17 protein-coding genes, 4 tRNA genes and 1 other RNA gene are annotated in these 22,219 nt (G+C 69.3%); 12 read left to right on the plus strand and 10 right to left on the minus strand.

Annotated elements, in window-relative coordinates; all coding sequences use genetic code 11:
- The first annotated feature begins 140 nt into the window (after positions 1 to 140).
- Together ACFV6H_RS21090 and ACFV6H_RS21095 are read left to right on the plus strand one after the other, a co-directional pair.
- Positions 141 to 446, plus strand: coding sequence for a helix-turn-helix domain-containing protein (locus tag ACFV6H_RS21090; RefSeq protein WP_385544210.1), 306 nt, complete (start codon positions 141 to 143; stop codon positions 444 to 446).
- A 9-nt stretch (positions 447 to 455) separates the two neighbouring features.
- A complete protein-coding gene (locus tag ACFV6H_RS21095) occupies positions 456 to 1,694 on the plus strand; it encodes a tyrosine-type recombinase/integrase (protein ID WP_385544213.1) in 1,239 nt (412 codons plus the stop codon).
- Between the two features lie 93 nt (positions 1,695 to 1,787).
- Here ACFV6H_RS21095 and ACFV6H_RS21100 read toward each other — a convergent pair.
- Positions 1,788 to 1,875, minus strand: a tRNA-Ser gene (locus ACFV6H_RS21100).
- 72 nt (positions 1,876 to 1,947) lie between these two features.
- Here ACFV6H_RS21100 and ffs point away from each other — a divergent pair.
- From ffs to ACFV6H_RS21130, 6 genes are all read left to right on the plus strand, one after another.
- An RNA gene (ffs, locus tag ACFV6H_RS21105) (signal recognition particle sRNA small type) lies at positions 1,948 to 2,046 on the plus strand.
- Positions 2,047 to 2,095: 49 nt separating this feature from the next.
- Positions 2,096 to 4,450 (plus strand): DNA polymerase III subunit gamma and tau, encoded by a 2,355-nt coding sequence (locus ACFV6H_RS21110; RefSeq protein WP_385544216.1) that lies wholly within the window; start codon positions 2,096 to 2,098, stop codon positions 4,448 to 4,450.
- A 161-nt stretch (positions 4,451 to 4,611) separates the two neighbouring features.
- The gene (purD, locus tag ACFV6H_RS21115; protein ID WP_385544219.1) at positions 4,612 to 5,865 is read left to right on the plus strand and encodes a phosphoribosylamine--glycine ligase; all 1,254 of its coding nucleotides are present in this window, start codon (positions 4,612 to 4,614) and stop codon (positions 5,863 to 5,865) included.
- Positions 5,866 to 6,352: 487 nt separating this feature from the next.
- Positions 6,353 to 8,212: a hypothetical protein gene (locus ACFV6H_RS21120; protein WP_385544222.1), complete on the plus strand. Its 1,860-nt coding sequence runs from the start codon at positions 6,353 to 6,355 to the stop codon at positions 8,210 to 8,212.
- A gap of 273 nt (positions 8,213 to 8,485) precedes the next feature.
- Positions 8,486 to 9,964: a N,N-dimethylformamidase beta subunit family domain-containing protein gene (locus ACFV6H_RS21125; protein WP_385544225.1), complete on the plus strand. Its 1,479-nt coding sequence runs from the start codon at positions 8,486 to 8,488 to the stop codon at positions 9,962 to 9,964.
- A gap of 100 nt (positions 9,965 to 10,064) precedes the next feature.
- Positions 10,065 to 10,967, plus strand: coding sequence for a phosphoribosylaminoimidazolesuccinocarboxamide synthase (locus ACFV6H_RS21130; protein ID WP_385544228.1), 903 nt, complete (start codon positions 10,065 to 10,067; stop codon positions 10,965 to 10,967).
- A gap of 117 nt (positions 10,968 to 11,084) precedes the next feature.
- Here the strand turns inward: ACFV6H_RS21130 and ACFV6H_RS21135 are convergent.
- From ACFV6H_RS21135 to ACFV6H_RS21175, 9 genes are all read right to left on the minus strand, one after another.
- A tRNA-Gly gene (locus ACFV6H_RS21135) sits at positions 11,085 to 11,157 on the minus strand.
- A gap of 22 nt (positions 11,158 to 11,179) precedes the next feature.
- Entirely contained in the window at positions 11,180 to 11,848 is a 669-nt protein-coding gene (locus tag ACFV6H_RS21140; protein WP_384780304.1) for a response regulator, read from the minus strand.
- A complete protein-coding gene (locus tag ACFV6H_RS21145; protein WP_385544231.1) occupies positions 11,845 to 13,266 on the minus strand; it encodes a histidine kinase in 1,422 nt (473 codons plus the stop codon). Before ACFV6H_RS21145 ends, ACFV6H_RS21140 begins: the two co-directional genes overlap by 4 nt.
- A gap of 33 nt (positions 13,267 to 13,299) precedes the next feature.
- Positions 13,300 to 14,109: an ABC transporter permease gene (locus ACFV6H_RS21150; protein ID WP_385544234.1), complete on the minus strand. Its 810-nt coding sequence runs from the start codon at positions 14,107 to 14,109 to the stop codon at positions 13,300 to 13,302.
- Entirely contained in the window at positions 14,106 to 15,107 is a 1,002-nt protein-coding gene (locus tag ACFV6H_RS21155) for an ABC transporter ATP-binding protein (protein ID WP_385544237.1), read from the minus strand. Before ACFV6H_RS21155 ends, ACFV6H_RS21150 begins: the two co-directional genes overlap by 4 nt.
- Before the next feature lie 86 nt (positions 15,108 to 15,193).
- Positions 15,194 to 16,753, minus strand: a complete 1,560-nt coding sequence (locus ACFV6H_RS21160) for a multicopper oxidase family protein (RefSeq protein ID WP_385544240.1) — start codon at positions 16,751 to 16,753, stop codon at positions 15,194 to 15,196.
- 461 nt (positions 16,754 to 17,214) lie between these two features.
- Positions 17,215 to 17,287, minus strand: a tRNA-Gly gene (locus ACFV6H_RS21165).
- A gap of 68 nt (positions 17,288 to 17,355) precedes the next feature.
- Positions 17,356 to 17,427 (minus strand) — tRNA-Gly (locus ACFV6H_RS21170).
- A gap of 152 nt (positions 17,428 to 17,579) precedes the next feature.
- On the minus strand, positions 17,580 to 17,915 hold the full coding sequence (locus ACFV6H_RS21175) for an Lsr2 family protein (RefSeq protein ID WP_079125216.1): 336 nt from the start codon (positions 17,913 to 17,915) through the stop codon (positions 17,580 to 17,582).
- Positions 17,916 to 18,379: 464 nt separating this feature from the next.
- On the opposite strand from ACFV6H_RS21175, the gene purS reads away from it, so the two are divergent.
- From purS to ACFV6H_RS21195, 4 genes are all read left to right on the plus strand, one after another.
- Positions 18,380 to 18,628, plus strand: coding sequence for a phosphoribosylformylglycinamidine synthase subunit PurS (gene purS / locus ACFV6H_RS21180; RefSeq protein ID WP_384780320.1), 249 nt, complete (start codon positions 18,380 to 18,382; stop codon positions 18,626 to 18,628).
- Complete coding sequence (gene purQ, locus ACFV6H_RS21185) at positions 18,625 to 19,305, plus strand: phosphoribosylformylglycinamidine synthase subunit PurQ (RefSeq protein ID WP_093600881.1); 681 nt, start codon at positions 18,625 to 18,627, stop codon at positions 19,303 to 19,305. The genes purS and purQ overlap by 4 nt, the downstream gene beginning before the upstream one ends.
- A complete protein-coding gene (gene purL, locus ACFV6H_RS21190; protein ID WP_385544245.1) occupies positions 19,305 to 21,563 on the plus strand; it encodes a phosphoribosylformylglycinamidine synthase subunit PurL in 2,259 nt (752 codons plus the stop codon). Before purQ ends, purL begins: the two co-directional genes overlap by 1 nt.
- Before the next feature lie 121 nt (positions 21,564 to 21,684).
- A complete protein-coding gene (locus ACFV6H_RS21195; RefSeq protein WP_385544248.1) occupies positions 21,685 to 22,197 on the plus strand; it encodes an ArsR/SmtB family transcription factor in 513 nt (170 codons plus the stop codon).
- Positions 22,198 to 22,219: the final 22 nt, after the last annotated feature.

The raw sequence follows: 22,219 nt of genomic DNA on the forward strand, positions 1-22,219 counted from the left end.
CGAGTAGCCGCACCACCCTCTCCCGCCCGTCCCCCGGCGCTACGAACGCCGAGGGCCGCCCTGCGGACCCCTTTCACACCGCCCATCCCACACAGCAACCACGGCTGCGCGTTGCCCCCGCGCCGCCGAGAGGTATCCCCATGCCTGAAACGCCCATATCCGCTGCCTTGTTGGCTGATGCCCTCGGTTTGACCGAGCAACAGCTCCTCGACCTCGTCCAGGCCAACACCAGCACCGCGTACGACCCCACGCTGGTCGCACTCACCGTCGAGGAGGCCGCTCGCCGCCTCGGCATCGGCCGGACCACGATGTACGCGCTCCTTGCCGCCGGTGAGATCCCGTCCATTGCCATAGGCCGCCTTCGCCGCATTCCGGCCGAGGCGCTGAGTGACTACGTTGCCGCCCGGACCCAGATTGCTCAGTCGACCGTCGCTCTCGCGGCCTGAGGGGCAGTCATGGCGAAGTCCCGGCAGCCCAACGGCGCATCATCGATCCACTTCGGCAAGGACGGCTACTGGCACGGCTACGTCACCGTTGGCGTCAAAGACAACGGCAAGCCCGACCGGCGGCACGTCATGCGCAAGACCCGTGCCGACGCCACCAAGGCTGTCCGCGAGCTGGAGCGGAAGCGTGACTCCGGCAGCGTGCCGAAGGCAGGCCAGACCTGGACAGTCGAGTCCTGGCTGACCCACTGGGTCGAGAACATCGCGGCGCTGCACGTCTCCGAGAACACCATCGACGGCTACCGCGTCGCCGTCTACCACCACCTCATACCCGGCCTCGGCGCGCACCGCCTGGCGAAGCTTGAGCCCGAGCACCTGGAACGCTTCTACAAGAAGATGCAGGACAACGGCAGTTCGGCCGGCACCGCGCACCAGGTCCACCGCACCGTTCGCGCCGCCCTCAACGAGGCCAAGCGCCGTCGCCACCTCACCGACAACCCGGCCACGATCGCCAAAGCCCCTCGCTTGGAGGAGGAAGAGGTGGTGCCGTACACGGTCGAGGAGGTTCAGATTCTCCTCGAAGTGGCCAACCGGCAGCGGAACTCGGCACGCTGGGTCATCGCTCTGGCCCTCGGACTGCGTCAGGGTGAGGTGCTCGGGCTCAAGTGGACGGATGTCGACTTCGACCTTGGGGTCCTGGTCGTCCACCGGGGGCGGTTGCGACCCCGGTACCAGCACGGTTGCGGGGACCGCTGCGGGCGAAAGCCCGGGTACTGCCCGCAGAAGGTCAACATCCGCCGCGAGACCAAGGACACCAAGTCCCGCGCCGGACGGCGGCCCATCGGCGTCCCCGACGAGCTGATGAAGCTCCTCTCGAAGCACCGGGAGGAACAGGACCGTGAACGCCGCCTCGCCCGCGACCTGTGGGTGGAGAAGGGCTACGTCTTCACCTCGCCGACCGGTGAAGCGCTCAACCCGAACACGGACCACCACAAGTGGAAAGAACTCCTGGGGGCCGCCGGTCTGCGGGACGGCCGCCTGCACGACGCCCGCCACACCGCCGGCACCATCCTGCTGATCCTGGGGGTTCCCGACACCGTCGTAGACGCGATCATGGGCTGGGAGCCCGGTCAGTCGGCCCGGATGCGCCGCCGCTACCAGCACCTGACCGACCGCGTCCTCAAGGACACGGCCGCCAAGGTCGGCGGACTGCTCTGGACCAGGGCGGACCAGCAGCCGCCCGCCGACTGATCTCGGCAACTGCAACTAAAACTGCAACTACGAACGTCGAAGGGCCCCACCGCTCGCGGTGGGGCCCTTCGACGTATTGCCCGGTGAGAGCAATGGCGGAGGATACGAGATTCGAACTCGTGAGGGGTTGCCCCCAACACGCTTTCCAAGCGTGCGCCCTAGGCCACTAGGCGAATCCTCCGCGGCAAACAATACAAGACGCTGAGCCGTGCTCGCGAACTCGTTGTGGGGGGTGGGGATCGGGTACTGTGGGCGCAGCCCCTCACGTGGCGCTATCTGACTGAACTCCCCCAGGGCCGGAAGGCAGCAAGGGTAGGTCGGCTCTGGCGGGTGCGTGGGGGGCGCTTGCGTTGGGCGGTGGTACGGGCGCGATGTCGGAGGGGGCCGATATCGTCGTAGGTGTGTCGTCCCTTGCGCTGTACCGCCGCTATCGTCCCGAGTCCTTCGCCGAGGTCATCGGGCAGGAGCATGTCACCGACCCGTTGCAGCAGGCGCTGCGGAACAACCGGGTCAACCATGCGTACCTGTTCAGCGGGCCCCGTGGCTGTGGGAAGACGACCAGTGCGCGCATCCTCGCGCGCTGTCTGAACTGTGAGCAGGGGCCCACGCCGACGCCGTGCGGTGAGTGCCAGTCCTGTCAGGACCTCGCCAGGAACGGGCCCGGGTCGATCGATGTCATCGAGATCGACGCCGCGTCGCACGGTGGTGTGGACGATGCCCGTGATCTTCGCGAGAAGGCGTTCTTCGGTCCCGCGAGCAGTCGTTACAAGATCTACATCATCGACGAGGCGCACATGGTCACCTCGGCGGGCTTCAACGCCCTGCTGAAGGTGGTCGAGGAGCCGCCGGAGCATCTCAAGTTCATCTTCGCGACCACCGAGCCCGAGAAGGTCATCGGGACGATCCGGTCGCGTACGCACCACTATCCGTTCCGGCTGGTCCCGCCCGGGACGCTGCGCGAGTATCTCGGCGAGGTGTGCGGCAAGGAGGGCATTCCCGTCGCGGACGGCGTGCTGCCGCTGGTCGTACGGGCCGGCGGCGGATCCGTGCGTGACTCGATGTCCGTCATGGACCAGCTGCTCGCGGGCGCGGCCGAGGACGGTGTGACGTACGCCATGGCGACGTCCCTGCTCGGTTATACGGACGGATCCCTGCTCGACGCGGTGGTGGACGCGTTCGCGGCGGGCGACGGAGCCGCGGCGTTCGAGGTTGTCGACCAGGTCATCGAGGGCGGCAACGACCCGCGGCGCTTTGTCGCCGATCTGCTGGAGCGACTGCGTGACCTGCTCATTCTGGCCGCCGTGCCGGACGCAGGCGAGAAGGGCCTGATCGACGCGCCCGCCGATGTCGTGGAGCGGATGACGGCCCAGGCGTCGGTCTTCGGCGCGGCCGAGCTGAGCAGGGCGGCCGATCTGGTCAACACCGGGCTGACGGAGATGCGCGGAGCGACCTCGCCGCGTCTCCAGCTGGAGCTGATCTGCGCCCGCGTGCTGCTGCCCGCCGCTTTTGACGACGAGCGCTCGGTGCAGGCGCGGCTCGACCGTCTTGAGCGCGGAGCGGCAGCCGTCGCCACGGCCCAGGGGGCCGCGTTCTCGGGCCCGGGGCCCGGTCCAGCGGTCGGGTACGTTCCCGGCCCCGAGGCGCACGCGCCCGTACCGCCTCCGATGCCTGCCGGACCCGGACCCGGACCCGGACCTGCGGCTGCCCCCGCGCCGCCGCCGCCCGTACCGTCCGTACCGGAAAGCGCGGCGGAGCCGCAGCGTCCCGGCGCGTGGCCCGGCGCCACCGCTCCGGCTCCGGACGCCGGTCGGCGGCCTGGCGGCTGGCCCACGGCGTCGACACCGGGACAGGGCGCCGCGCCCGGGCGGCAGACACCCGCGCCCGCCGCTCCGGCCGCGCCGTCTCAGCCCGCCGCTGCCGCCACCGGTGGCGGCGCACCGGGCCCGGGTCCGAGCTCCGGTCCCGGTATGGCGCAGGGTGCGGGCCAGGTGCGGAACATGTGGCCGGACATCCTGGAGGCCGTCAAGAACCGCCGGCGCTTCACCTGGATCCTGCTCAGTCAGAACGCGCAGGTGGCCGGGTTCGACGGTACGACGCTCCAGGTCGGCTTCATCAACGCGGGCGCGCGCGACAACTTCACCAGCAGCGGCAGCGAGGACGTGCTCAGGCAGGCGCTCGCCGAGCACTTCAATGTGCAGTGGAAGATCGAGGCGATCATCGATCCCTCGGGCGGCACCCAGCCACCGTCCGGCGGCGCGGGCGGCGGAGGCGGTTACGGCGGCGGTCCTGCTGGAGGCGCCGGGGCCGGCTTCGGCGGTGGTGGCGCCGGAGGCGGTGGTGGTTACGGAGGCGGCGGCTCCGGCAGCGCTCCTGGGAACGGGAACAACGCTGGTCCTGGGAACGCCGGAGGTCCCGGGAACGGCGGCGGTTACGGAGGCCGCCCCTCGGCATCAGGTCCCGCTCCGGCCACGTCCTCGGCTCAGCGGCCCGCCCCGCCCGCCGCTCCTTCCTCGCCATCCGCGCCCGCGCCTCACACGCCCACAGCGCAGTCCCCGAGTTCCGGACCGGCCGGGAACCCGGGGCCGCCGCGCTCCGACAATCGGCCCGCCTCGCCTCCGCCACCGCCTCCCGTGGCCCCGGAGGACGACACTCCGGAGGAGGACGATCCGGATCTTGTCGACTCCGCGCTCTCCGGCCATGACCTGATCGTGCGCGAGCTGGGCGCGACGGTGGTGGAGGAGTACACGAACGAGTAGTGGCCCGGCTTCGGCGCCCCGCCCATGGCTCGCCCCAGGTCCGCCCAGGCCGCACCCGTACGCCCTGCCCCAGGTCCGCCCAAGGCCCGTACGCCCCACCCGTACGCCCAGGCCAAGGCCCGTACACAGGACGGCGCTCCCTCCCGGCTAGGCTGCCTCCCGTGAAGGTCCTTGTCATCGGCGGCGGCGCCCGCGAACACGCCCTGTGCCGCTCTCTCTCCCTCGACCCCGCGGTCACCGCTCTGCACTGCGCGCCCGGCAACGCCGGTATCGCCGAGGTGGCCGAGCTGCACCCGGTGGACGCGCTGGACGGCGCGGCCGTGGCCCGTCTCGCCACCGAGCTGGAGGCCGGACTCGTCGTCGTCGGTCCCGAGGCGCCGCTGGTGGCCGGAGTCGCCGATGCCGTACGCGACGCGGGCATCCCGTGCTTCGGCCCGTCGAAGGAAGCGGCCGAGCTGGAGGGCTCCAAGGCCTTCGCCAAGGATGTGATGGCCGCGGCGAACGTTCCGACGGCCCGCAGCTATGTCTGCACCACGCCGGAGCAGATCGACGAAGCGCTCGACGCCTTCGGCACGCCGTATGTCGTCAAGGACGACGGGCTCGCCGCAGGCAAGGGCGTCGTCGTGACCGCCGATCTCGCGAAGGCGCGCGAGCACGCGCTCGCCTGCGAGCGGGTCGTCATCGAGGAGTTCCTGGACGGGCCCGAGGTCTCGCTCTTCGCGATCACCGACGGCGAGACGGTCCTGCCGCTCCAGCCCGCGCAGGACTTCAAGCGCGCGCTCGACAACGATGAGGGCCCCAACACGGGCGGCATGGGCGCGTACTCCCCGCTTCCATGGGCCGAGCTCAAACTGGTGGACGAGGTCCTGGAGACCGTTCTCCAGCCCACGGTCGATGAACTGCGGCGGCGCGGTACGCCCTTCTCCGGGCTGCTGTACGCGGGTCTCGCGATCACGGGCCGCGGCGTACGGGTCATCGAGTTCAACGCCCGCTTCGGCGATCCGGAGACACAGGTGGTGCTGGCCAGGCTCAAGACTCCGCTGGCTGGTGTCCTGCTGGCGGCGGCCGAGGGATCGCTCGTGGACCTGCCGCCGCTGACCTGGCGGGACGACGCCGCGGTCACGGTGGTCGTCGCCTCGCACAACTACCCGGACACGCCGCGCACCGGCGACCCGATCGAGGGCCTCGCGGAGATCGCGGCGCAGGACGCGCCTCACGCGTACGTACTGCACGCGGGGACCCGGCGGACGGACGACGGTACGGTCGTGAGCGCGGGCGGTCGCGTACTGTCGGTGACGGCTACGGGCAAGGACCTGACGCAGGCCCGCGAGCGGGCGTACACGGCGGTGAACCGCATCACCCTGGCGGGCTCGCAGCACCGTACGGACATCGCGAGCGAGGCCGCGAAGGCCTGACGACGGCCGCCGGAGGGCCGGCCGGACGGAACGGCCGGAAAGACGGCCGGGGGACGGGCCACTCCGGACCGGTGCCGGGGCCCGGTGCCGACGGCCCGGTGCCGACGGCCCGGTGCCGATCGCGCGCCCCGCGTGCTTTGCCTGCCCCACCTGCCCCACGTGCCCTACCCTGCGTTCTTACGCATGTCCCCTACTCCTCCGCCCTCCGGACCTCCGCCAACCGGCGCAACGCGCGCCCTCCCGTACGCGGGCACGAGCCTTGTCCGGCCCGGGAACCGGGCTCACAGCGCCGTTCGTCAGCAGCTTTGACCAGAGCCATTCCATCGAGTGACGAATGGCCCATCCGGATGACGGGTTGCCGGGGTCCAACTAGGGTGCGGCGCATGCGTACCGGCACTTGGCCCATCGACATTGCGATGTCAGTGACGGGTGCCACAGTGGGGTAGTGAGCAAAGCGGTGCAGGGGCAGAGGGGGTGAAGTCCGACCATGTCCGGTTCCAGTTCCAGCTCTCGTTCAAGCTCCGGTGCCTCCGGCGCCGGCTCAGGTATCGGTGACGAGCTGGGTGCTCAGGGCGCCCGAGTCCGCGCCCTCGCCGTGCTGCGGGTCCGCAGCAGGGCGCTGGCCGTGGCGCTGCTGCCCGCGGCCGTCGCCGTCGTGCTGCTGGCCGGAGGGGCCACGGGCCATCTCCACGGAGGGAGCTGGGACGCGGCCCGCTGGGCCGTGACGGCCTTCGCGGTGGTCGTGCTGCTGCTCGGCGCCACCGTCGCCGCCATGATCGCCTTCGCCAGGCCGGCTCTCAGCCCCACCGTCGCGGTCAGCGAGTCGGCTGCTCCCGATCTCTACCGGCTCGTACGCGATCTCGCGGAGCGCCTCGAAGTGCCGGCGCCCTCCGCCATAGCGCTGACCCCGGACTGCGACAGCTGGCTGGAGGACCGTACGCATCCAGCACACGCGCCCGCGCACGCGCATGCCTCCGCGTCCGCGCCCGCGCTCCCCGGCGTCGGCCGCCGACGGCGTACGCCCGCCGCTCCGGTCCTCGTGATCGGATCGCCCTTCCTGTGGTGGATGCGGGTCGCCGAGCTGCGCGCCGTGCTCGCACCGGTCGTCGCGGGTACGGGGCCCTCGGCGCATCCGGACATAGCCGCCGCCCGGCGCTTCGTCCGCGGGCTCGACGCGGCTGTCGCCGTGGCGTCCCGTCCGGGCCGGGGAGCGATAGGGAGAGTGGCGTTCGGCCTGGTGGGCCGTATCGCCCGATTGTTGCTGCGCGGCTGCGGCGAGCATGCCGCCCAGATGGAGCGTGGTGTCGCGGCAGCCGCGTCCGAGCGTGCACAGGGTGTGGACTACGGCCTGCGGATCGTCGCCCAGGAGCAGGTGGGCCTCGCGTACGCGGGCTGGGACCGGCTGCTGACACGCGTCGCGCTGCCCGCCTGGCGCATGGGCCGCTGGCCGTCCCGGCTGGACGCGGGCGTGGTGTCCGCCCTGACCGAGCTGTCCCGCCGCGACCGGCTGGCCGAGGGCTTCGCCTCCCGGCTCGGGGAGCGGCCGGCCTGTGATCTGCTCGAAGAGCCGGGCGCGGTTGACGAGGCGGCGTCCCTGCTGGCCGCGCGCCTCTTCCACGGCGGCCCGGCCGAGGCCGGACCTGACTGGTCCCCGGTGGACTGGCAGCAGTATCCGGAGGAGGTTGTCGACCGTAAATGGCGTACGGAAGCGGCCAGGCTGCACCGCGTCCTGGACAGTCTGGGAGTACGCCGCTCGACGGACACCGCCTCTTCCACGATGGCACCAGGTCCGACGCTGGCCCGGGTCATGGACCATCTCTCGTCCCAGGCGTCCCAGGGCGCCGCCACCTCCGCCCAGGGCGGCACCGGCGGCGAGGGCCACGGCTACGGACACGGCCATGAACACGTAAGCGAACACGGACACGGACACGGCCCGGAACACGGTCACGGCGACGCCGGTGATGCCCTGGCCGCCGGCATCAGCGCCGAGCTGGCGCGCGAGGAGGCGGCTTCGCCGCCCGTTCCTGCCGGGGCCGGGACGGGCGACTCCGTAACCCTCTGGGGCACCGATCCGCTGCCTCTCTCGCCGCTCCAGCCGCCTCGTACGGGCAGGGAGCTGCTCGCCGACCATGTGACGGCGATGGTCTGCTGCTCGGCCGTCGACACGGCAGGCGCCACGCCCGGCCTGGACTGGCTCGACGGACCGACTCTGCTGATCGACGGTGAGCGCCACGCGGACCTGGGCGGGCGCGTCCTCAGCCTGGTCGAGGGAGGTGACGCGGAACCGCTCCGTTCCTGGCTGGCCTCGCTCGGCGTACGGCCGGAGAAGCCCGTACGCCTCGTGTGACCAGACCAGACCAGACCAGACCAGACCCGACCTGATCCGACCCGACCCGATCCGCCTCCGAGCCCCGCCCATCCACCCACTTCCGTCACGCCCGCCTCATACCGAATCCCCTTTATCACATCTCGCATCCGGATCTGAGCGTTCCGTTAACGTCAATTCACGACGAACGGTGACGAGCCGCATGCGTTATGTGATGTGCTGGAGACCGGCGCTTGTAGCAAAAACGGCCGTACCACCCGATGTGGCACGGCGGACTCGGAGGAGGGGCGTGCGATGGGGGCGGACCAGATCCGACGAGCGGAACAGATCCGGCGGTGGGAATCGGGCGCTCTCGCCCACGCGGTCAGCGATCCGTTCGGTCAGGGCCCGCTGCCCTGGCTGCGCGGCAGTGAGAACTACTTCGACGACACCGGTCAGCTCGTGCCCTGGTACGCCGATCCGACCTTGGGCCGGGACCGCGGCGGCGGCCTCCGTACGGCCGACGACGTACGCCGTCAGATCAAGGGCTTCGCGTCCACCGGCGGAGTCGCTCCCGGCGAGGCGATCGACTTCCATGTCACCGTCGACCCGCCTCAGCAGTTCTCCGTCGACATCTACCGGATCGGGCACTACGGCGGCGACGGCGCCCGCAAGATCACCACCAGCCCCCGGCTCTCCGGTATCGTCCAGCCGCCGCCGCTCGCCGCCGACCGCACAATCTCCTGTCACCACTGGTGGCTCTCCTGGCGGCTCCAGATCCCGGAGTACTGGGAGCTCGGCGCGCATGTCGCCGTCCTCACGACCGTCGACGGCTACCGCTCGCACATTCCCTTCACGGTCCGCGACAGCCATCCCGCCGATCTGCTCCTCCTGCTTCCCGACATCACCTGGCAGGCGTACAACCTCTACCCCGAGGACGGTCACACCGGCGCCAGCCTCTACCACGCCTGGGACGAGCAGGGCCGGCTCCTCGGCGAGCAGGACGCCGCGACCACGGTCTCCTTCGACCGCCCGTACGCGGGCGCCGGTCTGCCGCTCCATGTGGGCCACGCCTACGACTTCATCCGCTGGGCCGAGCGGTACGGCTACGACCTCGCCTACGCGGACACCCGCGATCTGCACGCCGGCCGGGTCGATCCCACGCGCTACCGCGGTCTGGTCTTCCCCGGCCATGACGAGTACTGGTCCGTCCCCATGCGCCGCACCGTCGAGCTGGCGCGCGAACAGGGCACGTCGCTCGTCTTCCTCTCCGCCAACACCCTGTACTGGCAGGTGGAGCTGGGCCCTTCGGCCTCCGGTGTCCCCGACCGGTTGCTGACCTGCCGCAAGCGCCGTGGTCCCGGACGTCCCGCGCTCTGGCGCGAGGTGGACAGGCCCGAGCAGGAGCTTCTCGGTATCCAGTACGCGGGCCGGATCCCCGAGCCGCATCCCATGGTCGTACGGAACGCCGATCACTGGCTCTGGGAGGCCACCGGCGCGGGCGAGGGCGACGAGATCGACGGACTCGTCGCGGGCGAGGCCGACCGTTACTTCCCGCGCACCGCGCTGCCCGAGCACCAGGACCGCATCCTGCTCGCGCACTCCCCGTACCGCGACAGCGAGAACACCAAGCGCCACCAGGAGACCTCGCTCTATCGGGCGCCGTCGGGCGCGCTGGTCTTCGCCTCGGGGACCTTCGCCTGGTCCCCGGCGCTGGACCGGCCCGGCCATATCGATTCCCGTATCCAGCGCGCGACCGCCAACCTCCTGGACCGGATCTGCAAACGGGACTGATCGAGAACGAGGGCGCGCGGTACCCCTGCGAACTGCGACTTCCGGCATACGGGAGAATCGAGGCGATCTTCAAGATCGGACAGAACCACGGGGAGGAACCGTGTCCGGATTCGTAGAAAAGCCCGAGCCCCAACAGGTGCCGGGTCTGGTGCATCTCCACACCGGCAAGGTGCGTGATCTGTACCGGAACGAGGCGGGCGACCTCGTGATGGTCGCCAGCGACCGTATCTCCGCCTACGACTGGGTGCTGCCCACCGAGATCCCCGACAAGGGCCGGCTTCTCACCCAGCTCTCGCTCTGGTGGTTCGAACGGCTCACCGAACTCGTACCGAACCATGTGATCTCCACCGATGTTCCTTCCGGCGCTCCCGCCGACTGGGCCGGACGCACCCTGATCTGTGAGCCGCTGCGGATGATTCCGGTGGAGTGCGTCGCCCGCGGCTATCTCACCGGCTCGGGACTCACGGAGTACGACGAGTCCCGTACCGTCTGCGGACTCGCGCTCCCCGAGGGCCTGGTCGACGGCTCCGAGCTGCCCGGCCCGATCTTCACTCCCGCCACGAAGGCGGCTGTCGGCGAGCACGACGAGAACGTGCCGTACGAGGAGGTGGCCCGCCAGGCCGGCGCCGAGACCGCCGCCCTGCTGCGCCGGACGACTCTCGATGTGTACAGCCTGGCCCGTGACCTGGCCCGAGTCCGCGGGATCATCCTCGCCGACACCAAGTTCGAGTTCGGCTTCGACGTCGACGACCGGCTGGTGCTCGCCGACGAGGTGCTGACTCCCGACTCCTCGCGCTTCTGGCCGGCGGACTCCTGGGAGCCGGGACACCCGCAGCCGTCCTACGACAAGCAGTACGTACGCGACTGGCTGACCTCCCCGGCCTCCGGCTGGGACCGCGCGAGCGAGCAGCCGCCGCCTCCGCTGCCGCCGGAGGTCGTGGAGGCCACGCGGGCGCGGTATGTGGAGGTGTACGAACTCCTCACCGGCAGCACCTGGCAGTAGAAGCCGGTCACAGCGACGCACACCAGGGCCCGCGAAGACGCGAACCAGAGCCCGCAGACCAGAGCCAGTGACACGAAGAAGCCCCCGGTCGACCTGACCGGGGGCTTCCTCTTCCTGAGCGGACGACCAGGTTCGAACTGGCGACCTCAACCTTGGCAAGGTTGCGCTCTACCAACTGAGCTACGTCCGCATGCGCCGTGGCGCGTCTGCCACTATACCCAACCTCGCCCGCGTGCGAGACGCACAGCCGTATGACGATTCTCGGCCCCGAGTTTGGACACGGCGGACGAGAGATAGTTCCGTACGGTCCCCTGCGACAGCGAGGCGCGCTCCGCGATCTCCGCGATCGGCGCACCGTCCGCCGCCAGCTCCAGCACCTCCGCCTCCCGCACGGTCAGCGGCGAATCCCCCGCTGAGATCGCGTCGGCCGCCAATTCCGGGTCCACGAAGCGGTTTCCCGCGTGCACGGTACGGATGATCTCGGCGAGCTGCTGTGCGCTGACGGTCTTGGGTACGAAGCCCCGTACGCCCGCGGCCAGCGCCCGCTTCAGATGGCCGGGCCTGCCATGACTGGTCACGATCATCGTCCGGCAGCCGGGCAGTTCCGTACGGAGCGATGTGGCGACTTTCACACCGTCCGCACCCGGCATCTGGAGATCGAGAACGGCCACATCGGGCCGGTGCGCCCGCGCCATCGCCAGCGCCTCGGGCCCGGACGCCGCCTCGGCGACCACCAGCAGATCGTCTTCGAGCGCGAGCAGCGCGGCGAGCGCGCCCCGGATCAGATGCTCGTCGTCGGCGAGCAGCACCCGCACGGGAGCGGCGACGGCAGCAGGCACGGGACCGCGTACGGGACCGTCCTGATCGGCCAGGGACGTCATACCGCGACCACCTCGGCGGACACAGAGCCATGTCCGGGGCCATGTCCGAGCCCGGGTCCATGGCCAGGCCGCTCGGGGCCCGACGCCGGCAGTGGCACCCGAGCCGTCAGCCGGAAGCAGCCCTGCCCTGTGTGCCTCGCATCCAGCGTGCCGTCCAGTGCCGCCAGCCGCTCCCGTAGCCCGGCGAGACCGGAGCCGCCGTTCGAACCGTTCCGTATGGGTTCGGCGGAGGCCATCGCGTCCACCGGCACACCGTCGTTCTCGACGACGAGGACCGCTTCCCGGCCGTCGGCGTCGGCCTGGCCGTTCTCCTCGCTCTCCGAGAGCCGTACGGTGCACCGCCGCGCGTCCCCATGGCGCAGCACGTTCGTCGTCGCCTCGCGCACCACCCACCCCAGCGCCGACTGGACCTCGGCCGGAAGACCACTGCGACTGTCCCCGCTCAAGCCACCGGTCCCGCCTCGGCCACTGTCCCCGCCGACCAGACGGTCCGCTCCCTCGATCAGGCAGTCGATGCCCGCCGCCGTCAACACCCCTCGGGCTCCTTCGAGTTCCGTGTACAGATCCGCCTCGCGGTATCCCCGTACGACATCCCGTACTTCACGCTGCGACTCCCGCGCTATCCGCTGCACCTCGGCCATCTGGGCCACGGCCTCCGGCCGGCCGCGCTCGGCGAGCTGGACCGCCAGCTCGCTCTTCAGCGCGATCACCGCGAGATTGCGGCCCATGACATCGTGCAGATCGCGTCCGAAGCGCAGCCGCTCCTCCGCGACCGCGAGCCGCGTCTGAAGTTCCCGGGCCGCGTCCAGGTCCCAGACGGCCTTGAGCAGCCAGGCCGAGATGACATAGGTGAAGACGAGGGCCGTGCCCGCGAGGGCGACCCCGAGGACATTGCCGACGACGATCCTGGCCGGCATGGACAGCACCAGGGTGATGGCCGCCGTACCACCGACCGTGCCGAGCACGGCGTACACCATCTGGCGATGCGTACGCAGGCCCATGGCGACCGACGCCAGACCGAAGACCGCGAAGCCGACCAGCAGCAGCGCGTTCTCGCTGTCATCGGTGATCACATCGGTGGCGCGCAGGACGAGAGCGGCCAAGGCGCCTTCCGCTGAGGCCACGGCCACGGCCAGGACCAGTCTTACGGGCCGCTCGCGCCGGCCGAGACGCCAGTCCAGGGCCCGGGACTGGAGCAGACAGCAGAGCGCGGCCTGCAAGCAGACCAACAGGAACAGCCATCCGCCGAGCGGTCCGTGACCGGCGGTCAGCGACGGGACGCCGATCAGTGCCAGCTCCATGACTCCGAAGAGGTAGAGCGACCAGCGAGTATAGATCTCGACCTTGACCGGCTTGCTCTTGCCGTGCCACCAGCCCGTCAGCCCGGACATCGCGCCTTCTCCATCCAGCTCCCCCATGCGCACGCACCTTCCCTGCCTCGCCCTCGGTGCTCAGCGCCGCGGCTCCCACCGGAACCATCGCTCGACAGCGAACACGGCGAGCACCGTCCAGGCCAGCGCGCCGAGCGCGGCCCCCATCAGGTCGTACCCCTCCACACCGCCCAGCCATCCCGCCCTGATCAGAGTCATCACCCCGGTCATCGGCAGCAGTTCGCACAGGGAGGCGATCCTTTCGGGCAGCGCCTCCAGCGGGACGAACAGCCCCGAGCCGACGACCGAGATCATGAACAACGGCATCGTCGTGAGCTGGACGCTCTCCACGGTACGAGTGAACGTGGAGGTCACGGCGGCCAGCGCGGTCAGCAGTACCAGTCCCGCCAGCAGCCCGCCGATCAGCACCACCGGCTGCCGTGGCGCCCGTATACCGAGGAAGGCGACGCCGGCCGCGATCAGCACGGCGGACTGTGCGAATGCCAGCGCCACGGCGGGCAGTGCGGTGCCGGCGAGTATCTCGCGGTCGGACACCTCGATCGTACGGAGCCGCTTGAGCACCAGTTCCTCGCGCCGGGCCGTATACGCGGAGGCCAGGTTGGCGTAGACGGCCATGATCAGCACCATGCCGATACCGCCGGACAGCGCGGCCTCGACGGCGTTCATCCCGGTCCTGTCCAGGTCGATCTGCCCGAGCGAGGACTTGATCGTCGCGATCACCGCCGCCGGTATGAACAACGCGGCGAACAGCGCCGTCCTGTTCCGTACGAGCAGTGTGAACTCGGCTCTCCCGAGCGCCCCGAGACGCCCCGCGACCGTGGTCGTGCCCGCCCTCGCCGTATCCAATTCGGCGGTACCCTCCGCGCTCATCGCAGCCCCACCGTCCCTGTCATCCCCGTCGTCTCCACCGCTTCCGCGCTCCTGCTCCGCGCCGCGATATCCAGAAAGGCCTCTTCGAGGGAGGCGGACCGTGCGTCCAGTGCCTCCAGCTCCACGTCCGACTCCCGTGCCCATCGCAGAAGTTCACCCAGATCCCACTGGAGCCGACGGGTACGTATCTCCACCCGCCGTCCGTCCGCCGCGGCCCGCAGCGACAGTGGCAGCCGCTCGGCCGGAACATCGGCCGGCAGCAGGAAACGGATCCGGGCCGGCCGCGCCGCAGTCACCTCGGCCGGAGTCCCCGTAACCTCGATCCGGCCCTGGTGCATGATCGCCAGCCGGTCGGCGAGAGTCTCGGCCTCCTCCAGATAGTGCGTGGTCAGCAGGACTGTCGTACCGCCGTCCCGCAGCAGCCGTATCAGCTCCCAGGTGTCGCGCCGCCCTTCGGCATCCAGCCCGGTCGTCGGCTCGTCGAGGAAGAGCACCTCAGGTCGGCCGAGCAGCGCGAGCGCCAGATCGAGGCGCCGCCTCTCACCGCCGGAGAGCTGTTTGACCCGTACGCCGGAGCGCTTGCCGAGCCCCACCAGCTCCAGCGCCTCACCGGTGGGCCGCGCGCCGCTCGTACAGCCCGCACACATCCGTACGGTCTCGGCGACCGTCAGATCGGAAGGGAATCCGCCCTCCTGGAGCATCACTCCCATGCGTGGGCGTACGGCCGCGCGCCGGGTGTACGGATCACTGCCCAGCACCCGTACCGTTCCGCCGCTGGGCCGGGCGAGGCCCTCCAGCAGCTCGACGGTGGAGGTCTTGCCCGCGCCGTTCGTCCCGAGCAGCGCGAACACCTCGCCCGGCGCCACGGAGAACGAGATGCCGTTCACAGCCGTGAAGCCGCCGGCGTAGGTGCGTCGCAGCGCGTCCACATCGATCACCGGCGGCTCCGTAAGCGAAGAGACCGGCGGCTCGGTCAGTGAAGAGGAAGACTCAGTCATGTCTTCAGGCTCCCCGCTGACCGGGAGGCCCGGCAGTGCACGCTGTCACCCCTGTCCATGACATATGTCATGGACCGTCAGCCGGTTCAGTCCTTCTCGACCTTAGGCGCCGCCGGGTCCTTACCGGTCCCGGGCGCGGGCGGGCCGTCGACCAGTTCCAGAACGGACATCATGCCCTTGTCCTCGTGATTGAGAATGTGGCAGTGCAGCACGGTCTTTCCGGTGTAGTTCTCGAAGGCGGTCCGTACGACGATGTTTCCGCGAGGCGGCACATCCACCGTGTCCTGGTAGCCGTAGAACGTCTGGGGCTTGCCGTTCGTACTCATCAACTGGAAGTCGTTCGTGTGCACATGGAACGAGTGCACCTCGTCGCTGTTGTTCTGGACCGTCCACTCCTGCACGGTGTTCAAGTGCCCGGTGAAATCGATGCGGTTCGGGTCGAACTGCTTGCCGTTGATGTAGAACTCGGTGCCGGCCGCGTTCTCCGTGTACGTGATCGTCCTACGGGCGGCGATCTTGGCCTTGGACAGATCCCGGGCCGGCGCGAAGGCGGTGGGCAGTTTCGCCGGAGTCATGGCCTCGCCGCGCGAGACGACCGTGGCGAGCGTCACCTCGGGGAACTGGTTGCCGGCCGAGCCCGTGTTGTACGGAAGTGTCTTCAGCTCCGCGGTGCCGGGCGGACCGCCCTGCACCAGTACGTCGTAGCGGGCCGCGGCCGGAATGATGATCGTGTCGACGGAGTAGATCCTGTTGACGGGATTGCCGTCCCGCGCGATCACCCGGAGTTTGTAGCCCGGCAACGCCACCTTGTAGAAGATGTTGGCGCCGATGTTGGCGATCCGCCAGAGCTGTGTCTCGCCGGGCCGGATGTGGATGGCTGGGTTGAGCTGCCCGTTGACCACACGGGTCGTGGGTGCGCCGATGCTCAGATCGGCGGTCTTGATCTGGTCGCCCACGCGCTGGAAGTCCTTGAGCGCGACGACTCGTTCGGTGATGTTCCGCAGCGACTTCGGCAGATACTGCTTCAGCCCGTCCACGACGATGATCCCGGACATCCCGCCGGCGGTCTGCGGCGCGGACAGCGTGTGGGGATGCGGGTGGTACCAGTACGTGCCGGCCGCCAGGTTGGGCGGGAACTGGTACGAGTAGTGGTAGGTCTCCCCGGGCTCGATCATCAGGAAGATGTTGTCCGAGTGATCGCTCGGCGAGACGTGCAAGCCATGGACATGCAGATTCGTCATCTGGTCGATCTTGTTCACCATCGCCAGCTTCAGACGGTCACCTGGCCTGATACGCAAGGTCGGTGGCATGTACTGACCGTTGTAGGTCAGGGCCCACAGCTTCTTGCCCGCGAGCTCCACCCTTTTGCGCTCCACCACGATGCGGGTGTTCAGAAAGCCGTTCTTGCTCACCACTTCAGGTGGGTTACGGAGCGCGCCCGTCGGCTGAGCCGCTGTCAGCGGCGGTGACGGCGAGACCAGGGCGGCCGGGGACGCGGAGGATGACGATGACGACGAGTGGGCCGGGCCCGTCATCGGCCGCGACGCACCGGAGTGGTCGCCGCAGCCCGAGATCAGGGCGAGGACGGTGAGGGCGGCGAGGAGCGCCCCGGCAAAGGACAGACTCCCTCGGGGACGAGTCCGCATCATGTTCTCCGGTCTGATGTGAGGCCCCTGATATGACGCCGGGACAGGGTGACGGCCGGTGGAATGCGGTGGATTTGGTGGGATCCGAAGGAAACCAGTGGAATCCGGGCCGGTGACGGCATCGTCCGGTCATTCTGGCGTGCGGGATTCACTGGTACGGAGAGCGACCCGCTGAGGAATTGGGGTGGTTTGTCTCCCAGTGCGGCGCCGCTCATCACACACTCTGATCATCGGCCGAGCACCGAGCACCGCGCACCGCATCATCAGCCGCGCGCCGCGCACCGTGCCAAACCCGGCCGCACACACCAGCATCTCGGCGGCGCCACGCGCACCCATACGTGCACACGGAACGCACACGCAGAAACGCCCGGCCGATAAACCCGGCCGGGCGTCCATACGCACTACCACTACTCCTGCAAAGATCCCCGACCCTTATCCTTCGGCCAGAACCTTCGCTTCCGAGCGGACGACGAGATTCGAACTCGCGACCCTCACCTTGGCAAGGTGATGCTCTACCAACTGAGCCACGTCCGCACCGCACCAAGCGATCGGTGCGACCACCACCCTACCTGATCCATCGAGTGGACCGAAGAGCGATGCAGAGCGGGTGACAGGAATTGCACACTGCGCCTCCCCCTTGGAAAGGGGGCGTTCTGCTACTGAACTACACCCGCACGCTCGGCGAGGTTTTGGCCTTTCGGCCTTGCCCCTCGGCGTGGTCCAAACTCTAGCCGATCAGTAGGGGTGCTGTGCAACTCGGTTCGCTGCCGCGTCGCCCGACCGGCCCCATGAGCCTCCGGCGGGCCGCCGGTGAGCCGCCGTCGGCTCAACTGGCTTCGCGGAACGCCTCGTAGACCCGCTTGGGGATCCGGCCGCGCGCCGGCACCTCCATCTTGTGGGACTGGGCCCAGGCGCGGACGGCCGCCGGATCGGGCGCGAGGGCGGTGTGCCGGTAGGTCGTCCGGGATTTGCCGTGCTTGCTGGCGTTTGTCTGCTTTCGGCCTGCGGCCATGAACGGTGCCAGGGCCTTGCGTAGTTTCTTTGCATTGGCGGGATTGAGGTCGATCTCGTACGACTTCCCGTCCAGGCCGAACGTGACCGTTTCCGACGCTTCTCCGCCGTCGATGTCGTCGGAGAGCGTGACCACTACGCGCTGCGCCACGGATATCGGTCCTTTCTTGCGGTACCCGCCCGGTCCCGGCCGTCTGGGAAACACGGCTGACGTGCGGTGATACCGGCCTTCCGGCTGTTAACTGGGGACTAGCTGGTACTTCTGGGGACTTCGGGCTCAATGTTGCTTTCCGCTGTATTCCTTTGTACAGCGGCAGGCGCCGCATTGTGAAGCCCAGCCAATTGCATCAGCGTGTCCCATGCAATGGCGGGCCGTGGTTTTTCCCTGGATTTTCCCGGGCGTTGCCCGGTGGTCGAAATCGCCGGGCGATCCGTCAAGAGTGTATCTACTCGCGTAGATTCTCGGGCCGGGTACGCTGAGGTGAAGCTCGCGAGGGAAGCTCGGGGGGTCTGGGAGATTCCCCGGGACCCGGGGATTCCCCGGGGAACGCAGCAGCAGAAACAGCAGCAGAACCAGTCGCACCACACCACCGCACCACACCACCGGGAGTGCCAGTGGCACGCGTCGTAGTCGACGTCATGCTCAAGCCGGAGATCCTCGACCCGCAGGGACAGGCTGTGCAGCGCGCGCTGCCTCGTCTGGGCTTCGAGGGCATCGCCGACGTCCGCCAGGGAAAGCGCTTCGAGCTGGAGGTGGCGGAGCCGGTCGACGCCGCCGCCCTCGCCCGTATCCATGAGATGGCCGAGACCTTCCTCGCCAACACCGTCATCGAGGACTTCGTCGTCAAGGTGGAGGAGGCGTGACTTCCCGTATCGGAGTCGTCACCTTCCCCGGCACCCTCGACGACCGGGACAGCCTCCGCGCCGTCCGGATCGCCGGCGCCGAGCCCGTCTCCCTCTGGCACCGTGACAAGGACCTCCACCAGGTCGACGCGGTCGTCCTGGCCGGCGGCTTCAGTTACGGCGACTATCTGCGGGCCGGAGCCATCTCCCGGTTCTCGCCGGTGATGGAAACGATCATCGAGCAGGCGAAGGCCGGGCTGCCGGTCCTCGGGATCTGCAACGGCTTCCAGATCCTCACCGAGTCCCATCTGCTCCCCGGCGCGATGCTGCGCAACAACCATCTCCACTTCATCTGCCGCGACCAGAAACTGCGCGTGGAGAACGCGGAGACCGCCTGGACCGCCGACTATTCCGCGGGCCAGGAAATCTCCGTACCGCTCAAGAACATCGACGGCCGGTACGTCGCCGACGAGCGCACGCTCGACGCGCTGGAGGCCGAGGGCCGGGTCGCCTTCCGCTATCTGGACGGCAACCCGAACGGTTCGCTCCGTGACATCGCCGGCATCACCAACGCGGCGGGCAATGTCGTCGGCCTGATGCCGCATCCCGAGCACGCCGTGGAGCCGCTGATCGGTACGGGCCGCACCGACGGCCTGGGATTCTTCACCTCGATCCTGAAGAAGCTGGTAAGCGCCTGATGACGATCAAGACTCTGGACACCGTCAAGCACGCCGGCGGCACGCCCGAGGCGGAGCAGCCCTGGAAGGACCTCGGTCTGAAGGAGGACGAGTACGCCCGGATCCGCGAGATCCTGGGGCGCCGTCCCACCGGTGCCGAGCTGGCCATGTACTCCGTCATGTGGTCCGAGCACTGCTCGTACAAGAGCAGCAAGGTGCATCTCAAGCAGTTCGGCGAGAAGGTCCCGGCCAATGACGCGATGCTCGTCGGCATCGGCGAGAACGCGGGCGTCGTGGACGTCGGCCAGGGATACGCGGTCACCTTCAAGGTCGAGTCGCACAACCACCCGTCGTACATCGAGCCCTACCAGGGCGCGGCCACCGGCGTCGGCGGCATCGTCCGCGACATCCTCGCCATGGGCGCGCGACCGGTCGCGGTCGTGGATCCGCTGCGCTTCGGCGCCGCCGACCATCCCGACACCAAGCGGGTGCTGCCCGGTGTGGTCGCGGGCATCGGCGGGTACGGCAACTGCCTCGGCCTGCCGAACATCGGCGGCGAGGTCGTCTTCGACTCCTGCTACCAGGGCAATCCGCTGGTCAACGCCGGCTGTATCGGTGTGATGAAGCACGAGGACATCCATCTCGCGAAGGCGTCGGGCCCCGGCAACAAGGTGATCCTGTACGGCGCCCGCACCGGTGGCGACGGCATCGGCGGCGTCTCCGTCCTTGCCTCCGAGACCTTCGAATCGACCGGTCCCGCCAAGCGGCCCGCCGTCCAGGTCGGTGACCCGTTCCAGGAGAAGCTCCTCATCGAGTGCACCCTGGAGATCTTCAGCGAGAAGCTCGTGGCCGGGATCCAGGACCTCGGCGGCGCGGGTCTCTCCTGCGCGACGAGCGAGCTGGCGTCCGCGGGCTCCGGCGGGATGCGGGTCGAGCTGGACACCGTTCCGCTGCGTGACGCGACTCTCTCGCCCGAGGAGATCCTCATGAGCGAGTCGCAGGAGCGCATGTGCGCGGTGGTCGAGCCCGACAAGGTCGGCCGCTTCATGGAGATCTGCGAGAAGTGGGACGTCATCGCCACCGTCATCGGTGAGGTGACCGAGGGCGACCGGCTGGAGATCTTCTGGCACGGCGAGCAGATCGTGGACGTACCGCCGCGCTCGGTGGCTCATGACGGTCCGGTCTACCACCGGCCGTACGCCCGTCCCGAGTGGCAGGACGCGCTCCAGGCGGACGACGCCAACAAGCTGCCGCGCCCGGCCACGGCGGCCGAGCTGCGGGAGCAGGTCCTGAAGCTGGTCGCGTCGCCGAACCAGGCGTCGAAGGCGTGGATCACCGACCAGTACGACCGTTTCGTCCAGGGCAACACCGTGCTCGCGCAGCCCGAGGACGCGGGCATGGTCCGGATCGACGAGGAGTCGAATCTGGGCGTGGCCATGGCGACGGACGGCAACGGACGGTACGCGAAGCTCGACCCGTACGCGGGCGCGCAGCTCGCGCTGGCGGAGGCGTACCGCAATGTCGCGGCCTCCGGCGCCAAGCCGCTCGCCATCTCCGACTGCCTGAACTTCGGTTCGCCCGAGGACCCGGCCGTCATGTGGCAGTTCGCCGAGGCCACGCGCGGTCTGGCGGACGGCTGCCTCCAGCTCGGCACACCGGTCACCGGCGGCAATGTCTCGCTCTACAACCAGACCGGCGAGACGGCCATCCACCCGACGCCGGTCGTGGCCGTGCTCGGTGTGATCGACGACGTCAACCGCCGTACGCCGATCGCCTTCAAGGAGGAGGGCCAGCTTCTCTATCTCCTCGGTGACACGCGCGAGGAGTTCGGCGGCTCGGCCTGGTCGCAGGTGGTGCATGACCATCTCGGCGGGCTGCCGCCGGCCGTGGACCTGGACCGGGAGAAGCTGCTCGGCGAGATCCTGATCTCGGCTTCCCGCGACGGAATGATCGACGCGGCGCACGATCTGAGCGACGGCGGTCTGATCCAGGCGGTCACCGAGTCCTGCCTGCGCGGCGGCCACGGCGCCCGGCTGGTCGTACCGGACGGGCTCGACGCGTTCACCTTCCTCTTCAGCGAGTCGGCAGGCCGCGCGGTCGTCGCCGTACCGCGCAGCGAGGAACTCCGCTTCACCGACATGTGCGGCGCCCGCGGCCTGCCCGTGACCCGGATCGGTGTCGTGGACGGCGAGGAGATCGAGGTCCAGGGCGAATTCGCCATCGCGCTGGGGGAGCTTCGGACGGCGCATGAGGGGACGATTCCGGCGCTGCTGGCGTGAGTTGAGTGCTGCCTGAGTGCTGCTGAGCCGATGAGCCCCCGTCCGGTGTGTACCGGGCGGGGGCTCAGCCATGTTCGTGCCCGCACTTGTCAATCATTACGTAATTACGTAACTTCGAGGAATGGAGCTTGAAGAGCGGGTCGCCGCGCTGGAGCGGCGGCTCGCGGCGCTGGAAGGGACGGACGGTCGGGTTCCGGCTGGGGGTGGGGGCACGGATGGCGGTGACTTCTGGGCGCTTGAGCGGCTGAAGGAGGAAGTCGCCAAGGCCGGCTCGCCGAACGGCGCGGTCCTCTATACCGGTGCGGTGCGGCTGCCGACGGAGGAGCGGTACGAGTGGCAGTACGGCACCTTCACCGATGCGGTCCTCGACGCTGACTGGTCGCACTCGGCCGAGTCCTTCGCGGCGCTCGGCCATGCGGTACGGCTCCGGCTGCTGCGCGAGATCCTCGGTGGCCGACGGACCGCCGCCGAACTGGCCGAGCTGGAGGACATCGGCACGACCGGCCAGATCTACCACCATCTTCGCCAACTGACCGGCGCGGGCTGGCTGCATACGACCGGGCGAGGGCGGTACGAGGTGCCGGCGGCCCGGGTCGTACCGCTGCTGGTGATGCTCTCGGCCGCGCGGCCATGACCGTAACTGTCGTCAAGGGGGA

Origin of the sequence: Streptomyces sp. NPDC059743 (assembly GCF_042732975.1) — a bacterium.
Taxonomy (GTDB): Bacteria; Actinomycetota; Actinomycetes; order Streptomycetales; family Streptomycetaceae; genus Streptomyces.

Excerpts from the sequence above, each read along its gene's own strand:
- ACFV6H_RS21090 (WP_385544210.1), top strand. The coding sequence starts at position 141 with ATGCCTGAAACGCCCATATCCGCTGCCTTGTTGGCTGATGCCCTCGGT.
- ACFV6H_RS21095 (WP_385544213.1), top strand. The coding sequence starts at position 456 with ATGGCGAAGTCCCGGCAGCCCAACGGCGCATCATCGATCCACTTCGGC.
- ACFV6H_RS21120 (WP_385544222.1), top strand. The coding sequence starts at position 6,353 with ATGTCCGGTTCCAGTTCCAGCTCTCGTTCAAGCTCCGGTGCCTCCGGC.
- ACFV6H_RS21125 (WP_385544225.1), top strand. The coding sequence starts at position 8,486 with ATGGGGGCGGACCAGATCCGACGAGCGGAACAGATCCGGCGGTGGGAA.
- ACFV6H_RS21140 (WP_384780304.1), bottom strand. The coding sequence starts at position 11,848 with ATGACGTCCCTGGCCGATCAGGACGGTCCCGTACGCGGTCCCGTGCCT.
- ACFV6H_RS21145 (WP_385544231.1), bottom strand. The coding sequence starts at position 13,266 with ATGGGGGAGCTGGATGGAGAAGGCGCGATGTCCGGGCTGACGGGCTGG.
- ACFV6H_RS21150 (WP_385544234.1), bottom strand. The coding sequence starts at position 14,109 with ATGAGCGCGGAGGGTACCGCCGAATTGGATACGGCGAGGGCGGGCACG.
- ACFV6H_RS21155 (WP_385544237.1), bottom strand. The coding sequence starts at position 15,107 with ATGACTGAGTCTTCCTCTTCACTGACCGAGCCGCCGGTCTCTTCGCTT.
- ACFV6H_RS21160 (WP_385544240.1), bottom strand. The coding sequence starts at position 16,753 with ATGCGGACTCGTCCCCGAGGGAGTCTGTCCTTTGCCGGGGCGCTCCTC.
- purL (WP_385544245.1), top strand. The coding sequence starts at position 19,305 with ATGACGATCAAGACTCTGGACACCGTCAAGCACGCCGGCGGCACGCCC.
- ACFV6H_RS21195 (WP_385544248.1), top strand. The coding sequence starts at position 21,685 with ATGGAGCTTGAAGAGCGGGTCGCCGCGCTGGAGCGGCGGCTCGCGGCG.